We start from the raw sequence: 18654 nt of genomic DNA, 5'->3' as shown, positions 1-18654 counted from the left end.
CAGGTGTGGTGCGAGCGCGGACAGGCGCCCGCTGTCGGGTCCAACCGCGCAGTGGGAGGCACGAGTTGGGGAGGCGTCCCGGGAGAGGCGGCTGGTAGCCGGGCCCCTCCCGGGGGATCAGAGGGAGAAGCAGGGGTCGAAGAACGTGCTCGCGGACTCGGGGGTGAGGCCGCGTCGGGCACGCCACTGGCGGTGCTGCTCCGATTCGGCGACGGCCTGGCCGAGCAACTCGGCCTGGCGGGCGCCCGACAGGCCGGCGCCGGGCGTGGCCTGGTAGCCGCCGAAGTGGGCCACCGGGCTCCACTCGGGGCTGACCGGCGGCAGTTCCTCGTCGAGGCCCTCGTACTCGGCGCTCGCGTAGACGATCCGGCCGCCGACGACCGTCAGCAAGGACTCGATGTGCGCGATGTCCTGCTCGGGCACGGTGAAGTAGTCCTCGGACAGGACCGCCAGGTCACCGAGGAAGCCCGGGCGCAGGACGCCCTTGAGGCTCTCCTCCCCGGTCAGTGCGGCGCCCGCCTCGGTGAACATCGCCAGCGCGGTCCGTCGGTCGACCCGGTTGTGCGGCGGGCGGACGACCAGGTCGCCGACGGTGCGGCCGGTGATGAGCCAATGCAGGGCGACCCACGGGTTGTAGGTGGAGACCCGGGTGGCGTCGGTGCCGGCGCCGACGGTCAGGCCGCGCTCCAGCATGGCCCGGATCGGCGGGGCGTCCGCGGCCGCGCCGGGGCCGTAGCGGCGCACGAACGCCTCGCCCTGGAAGGAGAGCCGGTTCTGCACGGACATGGCGCCGCCGAGGGCGGCGATGCGGTCCAGGCTGTCCGCGGAGACGGTCTCCGCATGGTCGAACAGCCACCGGTTGCCGCCCGGGAAGAGCCCTTCCGCGGCGAGCTTCTCGAACACCGCCAAGTCCCGGCGGATGGTCTCGTCATAGGTGGCGTGCAGCCGAAATCCCCAGCCGTTCTCCATGAGCAGGCGTACGGCCGTCTCGAATTCGGCTTCGTAAGGCGGGTGGTCCGGACGCGGCTGGGCGAAGTTCTCGAAATCCGCGGCCGCCCAGGTGAGGTTCTCGCCGGCGCCGTTGAGGCGCAGCCATTCGTCCCCGTCCTCGGGGCGGGCCATCTCGATCCAGCGGGTGAGGTCGGCGATCTCCTGACCGGCGGTCTGCGGGAAGAGGTGGTAGGCGATGCGCAGCGACAGCTGGCCCGCCTTCGCCAGTTCGACGACCGTGCTGTAGTTGTCGGGGAAGTTCTGGAATCCTCCGGCCGCGTCGATCGCCGAGGTGAGGCCGAACCTGTTCAGCTCCCGCAGGAAGTGCCGGGTGGAAGTCTTCCGGTCCTCGCCCTCCAGCACCGGGGCCTTGGCCAGGGTCGCGTAGAGGATCAGGGCGCTGGGGGCGGCCAGCAGCATCCCGGTGGGCGCGCCGTCCCGGCCCCGGACGATCTGGCCGCCCCTGGGGTCGGGGGTGTCCCGGGTGAATCCCGCGGCCTTGAGAGCCGTCCGGTTGAGCACCGCCGCCTGGTACAGGTGCAGGACGAACACCGGGGTGTCCGGAGCGGCTGCGTTCAACTCGGCGACGGTCGGCAGCCGCCGTTCGGCGAACTGCTCGGCCGACCACCCGCCCACCACCCGGACCCACTGGCCCTTGGGGGTGCGGGCGGCCTGCTCACGCAGCATCGCCAGGCCCTGGCGCAGGGTGGGGACACCGTCCCAGCGCAACTCCAGTACGTAGTTCAGACCGCCCCGGATGACGTGCAGATGTGCGTCGTTGAGGCCGGGGAGCATCCGGCGGCCGAGGGCGTCGACCACCTTCGTGTCCGGGCCGACCTGGGGTGCGACGTCGTTGTCGTCACCGACGACCGTGATGACACCGTCGCGGATGGCGATGGCCTCGGCCTGCGGGCGGACCGGATCTCCGGTGTGGATTTTCGCGTTGCGGACGATCAGGTCCGCGGCTCTGTCGGTGGCGCGGGGAACCAGCCCACCGACCGGGATCGTGGACACGTTTCGACAACCTCCTGCGGGATGAACAGCGTTGAATGCGTCTGTATCGACTTCGCGCGTCGGCAGCGGCGGACAAGAACGACTCCGGATATGCGCGATTTGCGCTCCAGCTGAACCGGTCCGCATTCCGGGCGGGTCGCCGTACGATGCGCGAGCCCGGATCCGGCGAACACCAACTGCTGTGCCGCCAAGCTATTTCGAGCCGAAGTGTCCGGGTATCCCGGCAGTGCACTGGCTGCGTTCCGGCAGTGCACTGCCTGTCCCGCGCGCTGTGAGGTCAACTCAGTGCGCCGGCAGGCACCACCGCGTGCACTGCGGGTCAACCCTTCCTCGACCAGGCGCCTAGCGTGACTGGAGTACGCACAACCCGGTACCGCAGGAGGCGACCATGACCACCAACTCCCCAGCCGTCCACAGCAGCCAGCCCTGGCTTCACCAGAAGGGCGAGGTGATCCAGGAGTTCGGGACCGTCAAGCAGTTCCCGGTCGCCCTGTCCTACGAGGCGCGGATGTACTCCTGCCAGCGCCTGAACAAGGTCCTCGCGGACACCCAGATCCTCTACGGGCTCTACAAGAAGCACCACTGGCTGATGCGCGGCGCGACCTTCTACCAGCTGCACCTGGTCCTGGACAAGCACGCGGGCGAACAGCTCGAGATCATCGACACCATCGCCGAACGCGTCCAGTCGCTGGGCGGCGTGGCGGTGGGCGATCCCCGGCACGTCGCCGAGATCACCTCGATCCCGCGGCCCCCGGACGGAGTGGAGGAGGTGCCGGCCATGCTGTCCCGGCTGCTGGCGGCCCACGAGGCCATCCTCATCGACGCCCACGACGCCGCCGCCCGGATGGCCGAGGGCGGTGACGACGGCACCATAGACCTGCTGGTCTCCCAGGTGATCCGGACCGGCGAACGGCAGGCGTGGTTCCTGGCCGAGCACCTGGTCGACACGCCGCTGGTCCGCGTCTGAGGAAGGGCCCCGGGCCGCCGCCCCAGTGCGGGCCCGGTACTGGTTCGATCGGCACACGCACACTCATCCCAGCAGTGCGGTGGATCACCACTCCTCGAGAACCACTGAACCACCCGATATCCGGAGGAAACCTTGCAGTTCGGAATCTTCAGCGTCGGCGACGTCACGCCGGACCCCACCACGGGCCGGACACCGACCGAGCGCGAGCGCATCAAGGCCATGGTCGCCATCGCGCTGAAGGCCGAGGAAGTCGGCCTGGACGTCTTCGCGACCGGCGAGCACCACAACCCGCCGTTCGTGCCGTCCTCGCCGACCACGATGCTCGGCTACATAGCGGCGAAGACGGACAGGCTGGTCCTCTCCACCGCCACCACCCTCATCACCACCAACGACCCGGTGAAGATCGCCGAGGACTACGCGATGCTCCAACACCTGGCCGACGGCCGCGTCGACCTGATGATGGGCCGCGGCAACACCGGTCCGGTGTACCCGTGGTTCGGCCAGGACATCCGGCAGGGCATCAACCTCGCCATCGAGAACTACAGCCTGCTGCACCGGATGTGGCGCGAGGACGTGGTGGACTGGGAGGGGAAGTTCCGCACCCCGCTGCAGGGCTTCACCTCGACCCCGCGCCCGCTGGACGGCGTACCGCCCTTCGTCTGGCACGGCTCGATCCGCTCCCCGGAGATCGCCGAGCTGGCCGCGTACTACGGCGACGGCTTCTTCCACAACAACATCTTCTGGCCCGCCGACCACACCAAGCGCATGGTCGAGCTGTACCGGACGCGCTACGCCCACTACGGGCACGGCACACCGGAGCAGGCGATCGTGGGCCTTGGCGGCCAGGTCTTCATGCGGAAGAACTCCCAGGACGCGGTACACGAGTTCCGGCCGTACTTCGATGTCGCGCCGGTGTACGGGCACGGCCCGTCCCTGGAGGAGTTCACCGACCAGACCCCGCTGACCGTCGGATCACCGCAGCAGGTCATCGAGAAGACCCTGTCGTTCCGCGAGTACGCCGGTGACTACCAGCGCCAGCTGTTCCTCATGGACCACGCGGGACTGCCACTGAAGACCGTCCTGGAGCAGCTCGACCTGCTGGGCGAGGAGGTCGTACCGGTGCTGCGCGAGGAGTTCGCGAAGGGGCGGCCGGTCGGTGTACCCGAGGCGCCGACCCACCGGTCCCTGCTCGCCGCCGCTTCGCCGGCCGCTGGGGAAGGGGTGACCGTATGAAGCTCGTCGCCGTGTCCGCGGGTCTGAGCACCCCCTCGTCCACACGCCTGCTGACGGACCGTCTCACCGACACGGTCCGCGACGAGCTCGCCGATCAAGGACACAAGGCAGAGGTGGAGGTCATCGAGCTGCGAGCCCTGGCCGTCGCCATCGCCAACAACCTCGTCACCGGATTCCCCCCACCGCAACTGGCCGACGCGATCGAGGCAGTGACGAGCGCCGACGGTCTGGTCACCGTGACACCGGTGTTCAGCGCCTCGTACAGCGGGCTGTTCAAGTCCTTCTTCGATCTGATCGATCCAGGCGCCCTCGCCGGCAAGCCGGTCCTGATCGGAGCGACGGGAGGCACTCCCCGTCACTCCCTCGTCCTGGAACACGCGCTGCGCCCGCTCTTCGCCTACCTGCGGACCGTGGTCCTACCGACCGGCGTGTACGCGGCATCGGAGGACTGGGGTTCAGGCGGCGACGCGCACACCGAAGGCCTGCCCGCGCGCATCCACCGCGCAGGCCGGGAGATGGCCTCGGTCCTGGCCGCCAGAGCGACCGATTCCCTTCCCGAGGATGACCTCACCGTGACCGTTTCCGATAGACAGCTCTCTGATAAACAGCTCTCTGATCTGCGCTTCGACTGAGCACGGCAGCGCCGAAGCGGGCCGCGATGTCCAGGGTGCGCTGATCCCAGGTGAAGCGCACCCCCCTTCGCCCCTACGACAGGGCAGTGCCGAGCGTCGGACCCGGCGGCCGTTCTGGTTGGTGAAGTCCAGGGTGCGGGCGTACTCCAGCTGCAGACCGGCGAGCCCGGTCTCCTCAGCGAGCTCGCGTGCCGCGCTGGCCTCGACGAGGGCGGTGGTGTGCCGGGCGGGCGCGCCGGGGTGTGAGTGAGGCGGTCAGACGGTCCGGCCGACCCGGGTCGCCAGGCGCGGTAGCAGCCGGGGGAGGTCCTGCGGGCCCCAGGCCCGTCCGGTGAAAGCCCGCTCCAGCGCCACGTCCGGCAGGAACAGCTCGCCCCCGGTGAGCTGCCGGTAGGCGTCCGGCGCCGCATAGGCCAGGTTCTCGGCGTCCTCGATCGACTGAGCGTCCCACGTCGCCGTGGCCAGGCTGTCCGGGTCCGCGAGTGCGGCCTCGAAGCGGTCGCGGCCCTGGCCGATCAGCCAGTCCCGGAAGCGGTCGAAGCCCTCGTCGTCGGCCTCCTCGTTGACCAGGCAGGCGGCGGCCCAGAGTGGCTCGGTGCAGGAAAGGGCCTTGTACTCCCGGTACCGGCGCTGGAACGCGATGATCTCCCCCGGTGCCAGCTGTGCGAGCAGTCGGACCAGGGCGTCGGAGTGGTCCTCGTCGTCGACGGCGCCCGTGCGGGCGTCGTCGATCAGGTGCCAGAAGTCGTCGGTGTGCACGGGCGGGATCCTGCCATCCCGCGCTGACAGGCCGTCAACCGACCTCTCGGTGATCGGGTGAAAGGCCGAGGAGTCACCCGCGTCACTGAATCCCCAGCGGCCCGTTGCCCAGGTCCTCACGCATCAGGTCGCGCAACCGGGGCATCGCCGTACGGCGTTCGGTGAGCAGGGCGGCGGCCCTGGCGGCGGGGCAAGCGGTGGGCGACCGCGGACAGGTAGCCCGTGCACGCGCCCAGTTCGAGGAACCGGTCGCCCGTGCAGACCCGCAGATCCTCCAGGGTGCGGGCGATGAGTCCGGCGCCGGAGCTCTGGGCTGAGGGCCGGAGGAAGACGCGCACCGGAGGGAGTCGGTTCTCCCGGTATGAGCGGCCCCGAGCCCTACCTCGCGATGTGCTGGTTCCAGCTGAGGCAACTGGCGCGAAACTCGTACTTCGGGCAGCTGTGCCTGACCGCGCCGCTGAGCCCCTCCGATCGGGGTTCGGCGCATGACTTGCTGCGAGGCTCCCGGCTGCGGCGAGTCGTAGACCAGGTGCACCCGTGCAGCGCCACCCGGGGCAGGACCAGCCGGACGGTGGTGGGCTGGCTAGACTCGGCGCGGCGGTCGGCCGGGTGGCCGGGGCGGGCGAGTTGGAGAGCGGCAGTTCGGATGGCGAACGAGAGCATGGTCGAGTCCTCGCAGCAGGCGCGGGCTCGGCTGGTCTCGCCGAGTTCGGCCAGGCGCTACTGGCTGGGCTCGCCGGGGCTACTGCTCATGGGCATGGTCGCCCTGCTGACGGGGTCGCGGCTGCTGGGTGCCTGGCGAGGTGCGCCCTGGCTGCAGGCGTGGGCGGCGGTGTTCATCGCGGTGTGCGTCCAGGCGTTGCCGTTCCTGCTGCTGGGGACCGTGCTGTCGGCGGCGGTGGCCGCGTTCGTGCCGGCGGCCTGGTTGGAGCGGGCGCTGCCGAGGAACCCGCTGCTCGCGGTGCCGATCGCCGGCGCCGCCGGTGTCGTGCTGCCCGGCTGCGAGTGCGCCTCGGTGCCGGTCGCGGACCGGTTGATCAGGCGCGGGGTCGCGCCGTCGGCCGCGCTGGCCTTCCTGCTGTCCTCGCCGGCGATCAACCCGGTGGTGCTGGTGGCGACCGGGGTCGCCTTCCGGGGCAGGCCGGAGATGGTGGCGGCGCGGCTGGTCGCCTCGCTGGCCACGGCGGTGCTGATGGGGCTGCTGTGGGAGCGGTTCGGGCGTCCGGAGTGGCTGCGGCCGCGGATCCTGCGCGAGTTGCCTGCCGGAGTGGGACGCCGCTGGGCGACGTTCCGGGCTTCATTGGAGCACGACTTCCTGCACGCCGGCGGGTTCCTGGTGGTCGGCGGTCTGACGGCGGCCACGCTCAACGTGGCCGTGCCGCGCGGGGTGCTCGGGTCCGTGGCCGGGGTGCCGGGGGTCTCGGTGCTGGTGCTGGCGGTGCTCGCGGTGCTGCTGGCGGTCTGCTCCGAGGCGGATGCGTTCGTCGCCGCCGGGCTGAGCGGGTTCCCGCCGGTGGCGCGACTGGCGTTCATGGTGGTGGGGCCGATGGTCGACACCAAGCTGATCGCGCTTCAGGCCGGTACCTTCGGCCGGTCGTTCGCCTGGCGGTTCTCGGCCGCCACGTTCACCGTCGCGGTGCTGATGTCGGCACTCGTGGGGTGGTGGCTGCTGTGAGGCGCGAGGTCCAGCCGGTGCTCCAGGTGCTGCTCGGTGCCGCGCTCCTGCACATCACGCTCTTCAGCGACCTGTACCTGCGGTACGTGCGCCGGGCGCTGCAGCCCTACCTCGTCGCCACCGGTGTGCTCCTGGTCCTGGCGGGCCTGGTCAGTGCGGTCGCGGTGGTGCGGGACTTGCTCCGGCCGGACGCTGGGGAGCGAGTGACGGAGCACCACGACCACGACCACGGACACGGGCATGACCAGGGCCACGGCGGCTCCCGGATCGGCTGGCTGCTGGTCCTTCCGGTGGCGGCGATCTTCCTGATCGCGCCCGACGCGCTGGGCGCCTTCACAGCGCAGCGTTCGGACAGCACGGCCGCCGAGCCGGCCCCGGCCGCAGGCTTCGCGCCGCTGCCCGCCGGCGACCCGCTGCCGATACGGCTGGCGGACTTCGACGCACGAGCCGTCTGGGACTCCTCGGCCGCACTGGCCGGGAGGCGGGTGCGGCTGACCGGTTTCGCCACGCCCAAGAAGGACGGCGGCGGCTGGTACCTGGCCAGACTGACCATCACCTGCTGCGCCGCGGACGCCCAGACCAGCAAGGTGGAGATCCTGGGCACCAGCGCGCCGCCGGAGGGTGTGTGGGTCCAGGTGACGGGAGTCTGGCAGCCCGGCAATGCGGCGGGCGGCAGTGGAGCGGTGCCGGCGCTGACGGTCCAGCAGGTCGTGACCGTCCCTGAGCCGGGTGACCCCTACGAATGAACGAGCACGCTTCGACCGGAGGGGCCGCTGCGCGACCGACGAACCCCCGCGCCGCCGCGGGCGTGGTGGTGGCGGGTGTCGCCGTGGCCCTCGCCTTCATGCCGGCCACCCCGGGGCCGGCCAAGCGTCCCGGGCGCGGTGCGGTCGCTTCCTCCAGCCCCGACCGGGGCACTGGCCGGGACGGCACGGTGACCCTGGTCGACGACGGCTCCGGCGCGAACACCGGTCCGCAACCCGGCCTGCCGCCGGTCACGAAGCTGACGGCGGGACAGAAGCCGCCGCAGTTCGTGGTGTTCTCCTTCGACGGTGCCCTGGAGGACGACAGCCACTCCCTCTCGCAGGTGCGCGCCCTGGGCAAGGCGAACAACGCCAAGGTGACCTTCTTCCTGCGCGGACTCGACCTGCTGCCGGTCGAGAAGCGCTCGCTCTACCGCCCGCCCCAGCACGACCCCGGCACCGCGGCGATCCCGTTCCCGACCGACGAGCAGGTGAAGGCGACCCTGGGTCAGCTCGGCCAGGCCTGGCTCGTCGGGGACGAGATCGCCAGCGGCCTCAACGGGCAGTTCTGCGGCGCCAAGGGCGCGCCGGACTGGAGCAGCGACGACTGGGCCAACGAGATCGACCAGGCGTACTCGCTGGTCCGCTTCTGGAAGACCGACACCGGGTTCACCGAGCTGCCTCCGGTGCCGTTCGACTACCAGAGCGAGCTGGCCGGCGGCCGCGCCCCGTGCCGACCGGCGCAGCCCGCGCTGCTCGCTGCCGAGCAGCAGTTCGGCTGGCGGTACGACGCGAGCGGGAGCGCGAACGTCGGTGCGGACTCCTGGCCGGTCCAGGCGGACGGCATCTGGCAGTTCCCGGTTCGGCAGCGGCAGAGCGAGCAGGACTACCTCGCCGCATTCGAGCACGCCTACGGCGGGAACCGGGCACCGCTGCTCGTCGACACCGACCCCCGCGCCGGGGACGGCGCCGACCAGGTGCGGGTCGCCGGGGACGTGATGCGGACCGTGTGCCGCCGCGACGGGGTGCGGTGCGTGTCCCTTCGCGAACTCGCGGACTGGCTCGACGGACAGGACCCGGCCGTACTGGAGCGCCTGCGCCGCTCCTGATCAGCCGCGCCCGCCCCCGTAGCGGCGGTGGAAGCGCTCGACGCGGCCGGCGGTGTCCACCCACGCATAACCACCACTCACGAGGAGAACCGCCATGGCCGTACCCAAGCGCAAGATGTCCCGCAGCAACACGCGGCACCGCCGGGCCCAGTGGACGCAGCCGCAGTCAAAACAGGAGCTTGTTAGGTAAGGCTTGCCTGGCCTATGGTCTACCTGGTCAGGCCGCCCGCGACCTGTCCGGGCCGGGGTCATCTCCCGCCCCCGCGCTCCTGCCCGAATCGGAGAACTCGTGCCCAGCCTTTTGTCTTCCATCGTGCCGGCGACTGCACTCCGGCCCTGTGGGCGGAGACCGATCAGGCACGGCGCAGTCGAGCGCCGAGCAACTGGCACAGAACAACACCGGTGACATCAACACGGTTGCGAGACGCTGGGAGCGTCCAATGAATGACGGCAATGCTGCCGCACGAGCAAGAGCGCTCCGGGCCGGCGCGATCGGCAACGTTGTGGAGTGGTACGACTTCGCCCTGTACGGCTTCTTCGCGACCGCTATCGCGGCCAGTTTCTTCCCGAAATCCCACCCCACCTCCGCCCTGTTGTCCACCTTCGCGATCTTCGGAGTGAGCTTCCTCCTCCGTCCGTTGGGCGCTATTGTCTTCGGTCATCTCGGCGATCGAGTCGGCCGGCGCTCAGCACTCCTCGTGTCGGTACTGTTGATGAGCGCAGGTACAGTAGTTATGGGCCTGTTGCCCAGCTATGCTCAAATCGGCGTCGCAGCCCCGCTGTTGCTTGTCCTGTGCAGATTGGTGCAGGGATTCTCGGCCGGCGGAGAGTTCGCCGGCTCGACCATCTTGGTGATCGAACACACGCCCCCGGGTCGGCGAGGTCGATACGCATCGCTCACCGGGATATCGGTCACTCTCGGGACGGCGTCCGGCGCCTTGGTGTCAATGGTCATGGCTTCCACGACGACACCGGAACAATTGGCCTCGTGGGCATGGCGAGTGCCGTTCGTTGCAGCAGCGCCACTCGCATTGGTCGGTCTGTATCTGCGGCTGCGAGTGGACGAGTCGCCCGTGTTCACTGCTCTGCAGGCCGAAGGGCACATAGAATCCATGCCAGTGGTGCAGGCACTGAAGGTAGCGAAGAAGCCGATGCTGATCTTGATCGGATTGGTCATGACCCAATCGGTCGCGTACTTCGTCATGAGTACGTTCCTCGTGTCATACCTCGTCACGACAGCAGGGTTCAGCAACGCCGACTCCCTGTTCGTGCAGTTGGTACTCCAGCTCCTTCTGATCGTGGGTTCCCTCCTGGCCGGGCGAGCCATAGATCGGATCGGACGGAAGCCCATCGCGGTAGCTTCTGCACTCTGCTTGGGCGCTTGGGCCATCCCAGCATTTGCGTTGCTGAAGCACAGTACGGTGCTCGAATCCTGCCTCGTCGTCGGAGTCTTCGGACTCGCCTACAGCGGCATTTCCACGACAAGCATCCTGGCGCTCGCCGAGTTGTTCCCGGCGCGCGTCCGTACCTCGGCAAGCGCGCTGGCCTATCAGCTCGCCAGCGCCGTGTTCGGCGGGAGCGCGCCGTACGTAGCGACCTGGCTCGTCGGGCACGGCCACTTCCTCGCGCCCGGCTACTACATCGCCGGCCTGTCTGCCGTTTCGGCCGTAGTGGCCGCAATCGGAATCGGCAACCGCCCGAAGGCCAACGCACGACTTGATCCACGTACTCAGGTTGAAGCTGGATGGGTTTAGCTCTGTTATGACGAGCCCTCGGCAGGAGCGCAGCAGCAGTCTCCTGGCCACCTGTGAAGAGCCTGCGAGGACGTCAGCGGGGCCGTAGGGCTTCGAGTGCGGTCAGGGCCACGTGCAGTTCGGTGCGCTGGCGGCCGGACTCGAGGTCGCAACCCAGGAGCCGTTCGATCTGGCGCAGGCGGTAGTAGACGGTCTGTCGGGCGAGGTCGCCGCGCCGGGCGGTGGCGGTCTTGCTGCCTGCGGCGTCCAGGTACTGGTGGAGGACGGTCACCAGGTCGGTGCCGTGGCGCGCGTCGTGGTCGATGAGGCGGCCGATCTGGCGTTCCACGTACTCCTGGATCCGTACGTCGTCGCGCAGTGAGTAGAGCAGCTGTCGCAGGCCGATGTCGGAGAGTTCGTGGAAGGGTTTGCCCGAGGACGATCCGGGCGGTAGGGCCGCTGCGACGCGGGACGCCTCGCGGAAGGAACGGGCGGTGTGGGAGAGGTCGTTGATCTCGGAGCCGACGCTCACCACTGCCTGCGGGGCTACCGTCGTGGCCGCGCGGGCGAGCCGTTCGACGACGGGCCGCCACGGCGTGGAGCGGCCGAATGCGAGCAGCACTCCGATGCTCCCGCTGCGCAGCTCGCCGATGAGTGCCGGCTGGCCGGTCGCCCGCAACTCCTGGGCGAGGTGTTCCTCCGCTTCGGCATGGTCGGCATCGGGTCCCAGTTCCACCAGGGCCGCGAGGAAACTGCCGCTGAGGGGAAGGCCGAGGGCCTCGGCTCGGGCCCGGGCCTCGCCGGGGGAGCGGTGCCGCTGTTCGGCCAGGTCGGTGAGGGCGTTGCGGTGTGCCCGGCGTTCCCAGGTGGTGGAGTGGATGAGACGGGCGATGGTGAGGGCCATCGCCGCTCGGTCCAGGACGGTGACGTCTTCGGGATCGAATGGCCGCTCATGACCGCGGTGCTTCTTGCCGGTGGTTGCCGGTGTGGGGAACGGGAGCATGATCAGGCGGCCCCATCGCTCGCCCCGGTACTCGACGGGGGCGGCCAGCCAGCCTTCGGGGCCGTGCACTCCGGGGGCAGCGGATGCGGGTGTCGCACGGGAACGCCCTTCCCAGTGGGTGAGCGCCTCCTCCACGGTCCGGCCGCCGGACGGCGCGCAGAAGACCGCTTGGTGCACCAGGTTCTCCAGGACCATGGTGCGCCCGCAGGTCTCCGCCGCGGTGCGCAGCACGTCCTCGGGGGTGGCACCGCGAAGCGTCAGGGCGGTGAAGACCTCGTGGATCTGCTGGGTCCTTCGCAGCGCGGTCGTCTGGTTGCTGACGATCAGCGCGTGGACGACCTGGGTGACCTCAAGGAAGTTGACGTCCCGTGAGAGCGTGATGAGCGGCAGGTTGCGTGCCCGGCAGGCGCGGGTCAGTTCGTCGGGAGGCCGGTGGTAGCGCCGGACGAGTTCCAGCACCAGGCCGGCGGCTCCGATGTCGGCGAGCTCGTCGACGTACCGGCGCACCAGCGTGCGCTCCTCCGGGAGGGGCATCCCCGTGGTGAGCACGAGTTCGCCGCCCTTGAGGAAGGACGCGGGGTCGGTGAGCTCGGTGATGTGCACCCAGCGCACGGGACGGTCCAGTGCGGAGCCGCCGGTGACGACCTTTGGCAGACCTGCGGCGAAGACCGGGAGCGCGAGCACGTCCGCGACCGTGGGGTTGAAGGGACGGTCGTGGTGTCGGGCGTCTTCGGCGGGTCCGCTGGCGTCCGGCGGAGGGACGGTGGGCTGTGCGTTCACGGCGTGGCCTCCATACGTGCCCGGTCACTCTGACAAACGGCACCTGACCTGCGCAAGAGCGTCGCATCGGGCATTGCAGCGACGGTACCCCCGGCCGGGGAGGGCGCCGGCCTGACATTTCGTCCAGAGCCGGGTCCCGGGGCGGACACAACACTCGTTGTCCGCCTTCGGGACCTCCGAGATGCTCGAGGGGCCGGCACGCATCCATCACCGATGATCTTTGGGCTGGGAGACGAGCATGACGAACCTATCGCCGCACCTTCGCCAGGCGACCCCGGTAGTGGCCGTCCGCGGAGAGGGCGTCCACCTCTATGGGGAAGACGGCCGGCGCTACCTGGACTTCACCGCCGGCATCGGTGTCACCAGCACCGGGCACTGCCACCCGAAGGTGGTGGCGGCCGCACAGGAGCAGGTCGGCAGTCTCATCCACGGTCAGTACACGACGGTCATGCACCAGCCGCTGCGCCGCCTCGTGGAGAAGCTGGGCGACGTGCTGCCGGCCGGCCTGGACAGCCTGTTCTTCAGCAACTCCGGCAGCGAGGCGGTGGAGTCCGCGCTGCGGCTGGCCCGTCAGGCCACCGGCCGCCCCAACGTCATCGTCTGCCACGGCGGCTTTCACGGCCGCACGGTGGCCGCCGCCTCCATGACCACCTCCGGCACCCGCTTCCGGTCCGGCTTCTCCCCGCTGATGAGCGGAGTGGTCGTCACCCCGTTCCCGTCCGCCTACCGCTACGGCTGGGACGAGGAGACCGCGACCCGCTTCGCCCTGCGGGAGCTGGACTACACCCTCCAGACGATCTCCTCGCCCGCCGACACGGCCGCGATCATCGTGGAGCCGGTGCTCGGCGAGGGCGGTTACGTTCCCGCGCCCCGCGCCTTCCTGGAGGGCCTGCGGGAGCGCGCCGACCGGCACGGCTTCCTGCTGATCCTCGACGAGGTGCAGACCGGTGTGGGCCGCACCGGCCGCTTCTGGGGCCACGACCACTTCGGTGTCACGCCCGACATCCTGGTCACCGCCAAGGGCCTGGCCAGCGGCTTCCCGCTGTCCGGCATCGCCGCCTCCGAGGCGCTGATGACCAAGGCGTGGCCCGGCTCGCAGGGCGGTACCTACGGCGCCAACGCCGTCGCCTGCGCCGCGGCCTGCGCCACGCTCGACGTGGTCCGCGACGAGAGGCTCGTGGAGAACGCCGAAGCCATGGGCAAGCGGCTGCGCCAGGGCCTGGAGGCGGTCGCCGACCGCACCCCGGCCATCGGCGACGTTCGCGGCCTCGGGTTGATGCTGGCCACCGAGTTCGTCACCGAGGACGGCAGTCCCGACCCCGAGACCGCCGCCCGGGTGCAGCGCGCGGCCGTCGACGAGGGCCTGCTTCTGCTGCTGTGCGGTGCCTGGAACCAGGTCGTGCGGATGATCCCGGCACTGGTGATCGACGAGACGGCGGTGGACGAGGGACTCCGCGCGTGGGCGGCCGCGGTGGAGGTCGGCGCATCGGGAGCGGCACGGCGATGACGGACACCGCCACGGCCCTGGAGCCGCTGCTCGCGCGGCTCGCCGAGACCGCTCCCGGCCTGCGGGTGGAGACCGGCCGTGGTGCCACCGGCCCCTACGCCTACGACGCCTCCAACTACCGGGTGCCGCCGCGGGCCGTGGCCTTCCCGAGCTCCGCCGACGACGTGGTCGCGGTGGTGCGGGCCTGCCGGGAGGCGGGCGTGCCGGTCACCGCGCGCGGTGGCGGTACCAGCATGGCGGGCAACGCGGTCGGACCGGGCGTCGTCCTGGACTTCTCCCGGTACATGAACCGGATCCTGGACATCGACCCGCAGGCACGTACCGCGCGTGTCGAGGCCGGCGTGATCCTCGACGCGCTGTGCGGCGCAACCGCCCCGCACGGGCTCACCTTCGGGCCCGACCCGTCCTCGCACAGCCGCTGCACAGTCGGCGGGATGATCGGCAACGACGCGTGCGGCAACCGGTCGGTGCGGCACGGCCGTACCAGCGGCCACATCGAGGCGCTGGAGATCGTGACGGCCGACGGCGTCCGGGCCCTGGCCGACCGCACCGGCCTGCGCGCCGCAGACCCCGACGACTCGGACGCCGCCCAGCGCATCGCCCGGCTCGAAGCGGACGCACGGAGTCTGATCGCTCGCAACCTCGGCCCGATCCGCACCGAGCTCGGCCGCATTCCGCGCCAGGTCTCCGGCTACCAGCTGCACCACCTGCTGCCCGAACGCGGCTTCGACATGGCCCGCGCACTGGTGGGTACCGAGGGCTCCTGTGCGGTCGTCACCGCAGCGACGGTCCGCCTGGTGGCGACCGCACAGGCTTCAACGCTCCTCACCCTCGGCTACGACGACGTCGTCGATGCTGCCGAGGACGTCCCCGAGATCCTGCGCTGGAACCCCACGGCTGTGGAGGGCATGGACGAGGCGATCGTCGCCACCATGCGCGCCCGCCGCGGCCCGGACTCCGTCACCGGCCTGCCCGAGGGGAGCGCCTGGCTGTACGTCGAGCTCGACGGCGACGACGCGGCCGCGGTGAACGCCCGCGCCGCCGAACTGCTGGACGTGCTCAAGGCCCGGGGCCGCATGACCGGTGGACGTGTCGTGGCGAGCGCGGCCGAGCGGCGCTCGCTGTGGCGGGTCCGAGAGGACGGCGCCGGGCTCGCCGCGCGCCTGGTGGACGGCGGGGAGTCCTGGCCCGGCTGGGAGGACGCGGCGGTCGCGCCCGAGAACCTGGCCGCCTACCTGCGCGACTTCCGGGAGCTCCTGGCCTCTCACGGCCTGACCGGCGTGTTGTACGGCCACTTCGGCGCGGGCTGCGTCCACGTGCGCATCGACTTCGACCTAGCCACGGGCACCGGCCGGACTGCCACCCGACGGTTCCTCTCCGAAGCCGCCGCCCTGGTCGTCGAGCACGCAGGCACCCTGTCGGGCGAGCACGGTGACGGACGGGCCCGTAGCGAGCTGCTGGAGGTCATGTACAGCCACCGGATGATCCGGGCGTTCGCCGAGTTCAAGGGGATCTTCGACCCCGAGGGTCTGCTCAACCCCGGCGTCATCGTGGCTCCGGCGCGGCTGGACGCTGACCTCGCACGGCACACGCCCCCCGATGTGGTGCCCGTCGAGACCCTCTTCTCCTTCCCGCACGACGGGGACGGCTTCGCGGGTGCGGTACGCCGCTGCGTCGGGGTCGGCCGCTGCCGCAGCGACGCGGGCGGCGTGATGTGTCCCAGCTACCGGGCCACGGGGGAGGAGAACGACTCCACCCGGGGCCGGGCCCGTCTGCTCCAGGAAATGGTGCGGGGCGAGCTGGTCGAGAACGGCTGGCGCTCGACCGAGGTGCGCGACGCCCTCGACCTGTGCCTCTCCTGCAAGGCGTGCTCCAGCGACTGCCCGGTCGGCGTCGACATGGCGACCTACAAGGCGGAGTTCCTGCACCAGCACTACAAGGCCAGGCTCAGGCCGCGCTCCCACTACTCGCTGGGCTGGCTGCCCCTCACTTCCCTCCTCGCCGGATACGCAGCGCGCCCGGTCAACGCGCTGCTGCGCGGACCGGTCGGCAAACTGCTCGCCCGCCTGGGAGGCGTGACCACGAAACGCAGCATCCCGGCCTTCGCCTCCCGGCACGCGCTACGCCAGGCCCTGCGCACGGCGAGGACAGGTGAACCGGCGAAGGCCTTGCTCTTCGTCGACAGCTTCACCCGCGCCTTCCGTCCCGAGGTGGCCGGAGCGGCGAGCCGGGTGCTCGCCGACGCCGGCATCCCGTGCACGGTGGAGGACGGCCTGTGCTGCGGCCTGACCTGGGTCAGTACCGGCCAACTGTCCGTCGCGCGCAGGATCATGGCCCGTACCGTCGCCCGCCTGGACAACGGCGACGACCGGCCCATCGTCGTGGCTGAGCCCAGCTGCGCCGCAGCGCTCAGGCGTGACGTGCCCGAACTCCTCGGCACCCCCGCGGCCAGCCGGGTCGCGGCCCGGGTCCACACCCTCACCGGCGCCCTGATCGACCTCGCCACGCCGGACTGGACGCCACCGGAGCTGCCGGACGACGTCGTGCTGCAGACCCACTGCCACGAGTACGCCACGTTCAAGGGCAGCCACCCTCGCGACCTTCTCGGCCGACTCGGCGTACGGAAGGTCGACGAGGCCGAGGGCTGCTGCGGACTCGCCGGCAACTTCGGCTTCGAGGAACAGCACTACGACACCTCGATGGCCGTCGCCGAACTGGCCCTGAAACCGCGGCTGGACGCCGTCGGCCGGGACCAACAGGCCGTCGTCGTGGCCGACGGCTTCAGCTGCGCCACCCAGATCGACCACCTCGCCGGTGACCGGGGCATCCGCGCCCTGCATCTCGCGGAACTGCTCGATCCCGCCGCCGACCGACCAGGAGAATCCTCATGACCGACACACCCACGCAGTTGTTCATCGGCGGTGCCTGGGTGGACGCCGCGGACGGCGCCACCCTGCCCGTAGACGACCCCGCGACCGGCGAGATCCTCTGCCATGTCGCCGACGCGGGCCCCGAGGACGCCAGGCTCGCGGAGGACGCGGCGGTCCGGGCACAGGGGGAGTGGGCCCGCACGGCACCGCGGGTCCGCAGCGAGATCCTGCGCCGCGCCTACGAGATCATCCTCGACCGCACCGACGAACTCGCCCACCTGATGACGGCCGAGATGGGCAAGCCGCTCGCCGAGGCCAGAGGAGAGGTGGCCTACGCGGCGGAGTTCTTCCGCTGGTTCTCCGAAGAGGCGGTCCGCATCGACGGCGGCGCCGGCATCCTGCCCGACGGCCGCAACCGCATGCTGCTCTCCCGCCGTCCGGTCGGCCCCTGCCTGCTGATCACCCCGTGGAACTTCCCCCTCGCCATGGGCACCCGCAAGATCGGCCCGGCGATCGCGGCCGGCTGCACCATGGTGCTCAAGCCCGCCCCGCAGACCCCTCTCTCCAGCCTGGCTCTCGCCGCGATCCTCCAGGAAGCCGGGCTGCCGGACGGCGTGCTGAACGTCGTCACCACCTCCCGTGCGGGGGAGGTGTGCGAACCGCTGCTGCGCGGCGGGCGGATCCGCAAACTGTCCTTCACCGGCTCCACCCAGGTCGGACGGCTGCTGCTGGCCCAGTGCGCGGACACCGTCGTACGCACCTCCATGGAGCTGGGGGGCAACGCGCCGTTCATCGTCTTCGAGGACGCCGACCTGGACGTGGCCGTGGACGGCGCGATGGTCGCCAAGATGCGCAACATGGGCGAGGCGTGCACGGCGGCCAACCGCTTCTTCGTGCACCGATCAGTGGTGGCGGAGTTCGGGCGGCGGCTGGCCGAGCGGATGGGCGCGCTCGTCGTGGGCCCCGGCACGCGGGACGGCGTCGATGTCGGCCCGCTGATCGACGGGACAGGGCGTGGCAAGGTGGAGGCGTTGGTCGCCGACGCGGTGGAGCGCGGTGCCCGAGTCCTCGTCGGTGGCCGTACGCCGGAGGGTCCGGGCTGCTTCTACCCGCCGACCGTGCTCACGGACGTGTCCCCCGAGAGCCGCCTCATGGACACGGAGATCTTCGGCCCCGTCGCCGCGATCCTCACGTTCGACGACGAGGAGGAGGTGATCCGGCGGGCCAACGACACCCCCTGGGGCCTGGTCGGCTACGTCTTCACCGAGGGCCTGGACCGCGCCTTGCGCGTCAGCGAGCACCTGGAGGTCGGCATGGTCGGCCTCAACACCGGCCTCGTCTCCAACCCGGCCGCGCCCTTCGGCGGCGTCAAGCAGTCCGGGCTAGGCCGCGAGGGCGGCCGGGTCGGGATCGACGAGTTCCTGGAGTACCAGTACCTCGCGGTGCCCGTGCGATGAAGGTGGTCATGCCCTGACTGCCCCGCTTCACGCACCGTGGCGGGCCGTCCCCCGTGCCCGGTTTCCACGCCGCTGGGCACGGGGGACGGCCCGTGACCTCTCCTCAGCGACGGCCTCGGCAACCAGCGCCTCCATCAGAGTCTCCTGCCCAGGCTTATGGATCGGCCGGGGCCGCGGCTACC

At 70.8% G+C, this 18654-nt stretch carries 13 protein-coding genes and 1 pseudogene; 11 read left to right on the top strand and 3 right to left on the bottom strand.

Features of this window, described 5'->3' with window-relative positions:
- Window positions 1–117: 117 nt before the first annotated feature.
- Complete coding sequence (locus BR98_RS02270; RefSeq protein ID WP_035839492.1) at window positions 118–2004, bottom strand: amidohydrolase; 1887 nt, start codon at window positions 2002–2004, stop codon at window positions 118–120.
- A 388-nt stretch (window positions 2005–2392) separates the two neighbouring features.
- Here BR98_RS02270 and BR98_RS02265 point away from each other — a divergent pair, with 388 nt between their 5' ends.
- From BR98_RS02265 to BR98_RS02255, 3 genes are all read left to right on the top strand, one after another.
- Entirely contained in the window at window positions 2393–2971 is a 579-nt protein-coding gene (locus BR98_RS02265) for a Dps family protein (RefSeq protein WP_035839489.1), read from the top strand.
- Window positions 2972–3103: 132 nt separating this feature from the next.
- Entirely contained in the window at window positions 3104–4204 is a 1101-nt protein-coding gene (locus BR98_RS02260; RefSeq protein WP_035839477.1) for an LLM class flavin-dependent oxidoreductase, read from the top strand.
- Window positions 4201–4836, top strand: a complete 636-nt coding sequence (locus BR98_RS02255) for an FMN reductase (RefSeq protein ID WP_035839474.1) — start codon at window positions 4201–4203, stop codon at window positions 4834–4836. Before BR98_RS02260 ends, BR98_RS02255 begins: the two co-directional genes overlap by 4 nt.
- Before the next feature lie 255 nt (window positions 4837–5091).
- On the opposite strand, the gene BR98_RS02250 is transcribed toward BR98_RS02255, so the two are convergent.
- Entirely contained in the window at window positions 5092–5595 is a 504-nt protein-coding gene (locus BR98_RS02250; RefSeq protein ID WP_051969211.1) for a DUF4240 domain-containing protein, read from the bottom strand.
- Window positions 5596–6256: 661 nt separating this feature from the next.
- Here BR98_RS02250 and BR98_RS02240 point away from each other — a divergent pair.
- The 5 genes and pseudogenes from BR98_RS02240 to BR98_RS02225 all read left to right on the top strand — a co-directional run bounded on the left by BR98_RS02240 (window position 6257) and on the right by BR98_RS02225 (window position 10876).
- A complete protein-coding gene (locus tag BR98_RS02240) occupies window positions 6257–7270 on the top strand; it encodes a permease (RefSeq protein ID WP_083976308.1) in 1014 nt (337 codons plus the stop codon).
- On the top strand, window positions 7267–8016 hold the full coding sequence (locus BR98_RS02235) for a TIGR03943 family putative permease subunit (RefSeq protein WP_035839468.1): 750 nt from the start codon (window positions 7267–7269) through the stop codon (window positions 8014–8016). Before BR98_RS02240 ends, BR98_RS02235 begins: the two co-directional genes overlap by 4 nt.
- Complete coding sequence (locus BR98_RS02230; RefSeq protein ID WP_157537324.1) at window positions 8013–9122, top strand: polysaccharide deacetylase family protein; 1110 nt, start codon at window positions 8013–8015, stop codon at window positions 9120–9122. Before BR98_RS02235 ends, BR98_RS02230 begins: the two co-directional genes overlap by 4 nt.
- 94 nt (window positions 9123–9216) lie before the next feature.
- A pseudogene (rpmF, locus tag BR98_RS37345) lies at window positions 9217–9288 on the top strand (50S ribosomal protein L32); the annotation flags it as partial.
- 274 nt (window positions 9289–9562) lie between these two features.
- Complete coding sequence (locus BR98_RS02225; protein ID WP_063774697.1) at window positions 9563–10876, top strand: MFS transporter; 1314 nt, start codon at window positions 9563–9565, stop codon at window positions 10874–10876.
- Between the two features lie 73 nt (window positions 10877–10949).
- On the opposite strand, the gene BR98_RS02220 is transcribed toward BR98_RS02225, so the two are convergent.
- Window positions 10950–12638, bottom strand: coding sequence for a PucR family transcriptional regulator (locus BR98_RS02220; RefSeq protein ID WP_083975872.1), 1689 nt, complete (start codon window positions 12636–12638; stop codon window positions 10950–10952).
- Window positions 12639–12876: 238 nt separating this feature from the next.
- Between BR98_RS02220 and BR98_RS02215 the strand changes: the two genes are divergently transcribed.
- The 3 genes from BR98_RS02215 to BR98_RS02205 are packed head-to-tail and all read left to right on the top strand — an operon-like array spanning window position 12877 to window position 18472.
- Window positions 12877–14145 (top strand): aspartate aminotransferase family protein, encoded by a 1269-nt coding sequence (locus BR98_RS02215; protein ID WP_035839465.1) that lies wholly within the window; start codon window positions 12877–12879, stop codon window positions 14143–14145.
- Entirely contained in the window at window positions 14142–17036 is a 2895-nt protein-coding gene (locus BR98_RS02210; RefSeq protein ID WP_035842506.1) for an FAD-binding and (Fe-S)-binding domain-containing protein, read from the top strand. The genes BR98_RS02215 and BR98_RS02210 overlap by 4 nt, the downstream gene beginning before the upstream one ends.
- Window positions 17033–18472 carry an NAD-dependent succinate-semialdehyde dehydrogenase gene (locus BR98_RS02205; RefSeq protein ID WP_035839463.1) on the top strand — a complete coding sequence of 480 codons (1440 nt, stop codon included), beginning with the start codon at window positions 17033–17035 and terminating at the stop codon, window positions 18470–18472. Before BR98_RS02210 ends, BR98_RS02205 begins: the two co-directional genes overlap by 4 nt.
- Window positions 18473–18654 lie beyond the last annotated feature (182 nt).

The sequence above is a fragment of the Kitasatospora azatica KCTC 9699 genome (assembly GCF_000744785.1).
GTDB lineage: Bacteria > Actinomycetota > Actinomycetes > Streptomycetales > Streptomycetaceae > Kitasatospora > Kitasatospora azatica.
Note: the sequence above shows the minus strand (reverse complement) of the source record. Positions and strands in the feature narration are given on the sequence as shown.

Bases quoted from the DNA above. Each gene is read 5' to 3' on its own strand.
- BR98_RS02210 (WP_035842506.1), top strand. From the start codon at position 14,142: ATGACGGACACCGCCACGGCCCTGGAGCCGCTGCTCGCGCGGCTCGCC.
- BR98_RS02265 (WP_035839489.1), top strand. From the start codon at position 2,393: ATGACCACCAACTCCCCAGCCGTCCACAGCAGCCAGCCCTGGCTTCAC.
- BR98_RS02240 (WP_083976308.1), top strand. From the start codon at position 6,257: ATGGTCGAGTCCTCGCAGCAGGCGCGGGCTCGGCTGGTCTCGCCGAGT.
- BR98_RS02205 (WP_035839463.1), top strand. From the start codon at position 17,033: ATGACCGACACACCCACGCAGTTGTTCATCGGCGGTGCCTGGGTGGAC.
- BR98_RS02225 (WP_063774697.1), top strand. From the start codon at position 9,563: ATGAATGACGGCAATGCTGCCGCACGAGCAAGAGCGCTCCGGGCCGGC.
- BR98_RS02215 (WP_035839465.1), top strand. From the start codon at position 12,877: ATGACGAACCTATCGCCGCACCTTCGCCAGGCGACCCCGGTAGTGGCC.
- BR98_RS02230 (WP_157537324.1), top strand. From the start codon at position 8,013: ATGAACGAGCACGCTTCGACCGGAGGGGCCGCTGCGCGACCGACGAAC.
- BR98_RS02255 (WP_035839474.1), top strand. From the start codon at position 4,201: ATGAAGCTCGTCGCCGTGTCCGCGGGTCTGAGCACCCCCTCGTCCACA.